At 55.8% G+C, this 412-nt stretch carries 1 protein-coding gene; it reads left to right on the plus strand.

Features of this window, described 5'->3' with window-relative positions:
• Positions 1-412, plus strand: a 412-nt coding sequence (locus Q1A41_RS20240) for a hypothetical protein (RefSeq protein WP_299982968.1), incomplete at both ends; no start/stop codon positions are given.

A 412-nucleotide genomic window follows, 5' to 3' on the forward strand; every position in this document is an offset into this window, starting at 1 on the left:
GCAGCGAGAACGATTCCAACGAAGGCGGTGCGGCTTACTACAAAGTGATCGCTTTGGATCCAGCCGGTAATGAAATTGCCAGCCCAGCGGCGGGCACTGTTGATGTTACCTTTGGCGGTGGCACTGCCAGCGCTGCGGATTACGACAACGCTACTCAGAACGTGACCATTGGCCAAGTGTTCCAGGTGGACGCGACCGACGATCTGATCTCGGACGATGAAGAAACCTACAACGTGAGTTTGGGTGCAAACAGCACCATTGCTGGCGCGATTACCACGGCTTATGAAGCGGTCACCAACAGCACGGACAATGTGGAAACCACCATCCACGATGAAACCAGCCCAGGTACACCTCCAGGCCCAGGTCCACACCCAGATCCAACACCGAACCCTGGTCCTGAAGATACCGTGTT

This window comes from uncultured Pseudoteredinibacter sp. (genome assembly GCF_947502065.1).
Taxonomy (GTDB): domain Bacteria; phylum Pseudomonadota; class Gammaproteobacteria; order Pseudomonadales; family Cellvibrionaceae; genus Pseudoteredinibacter.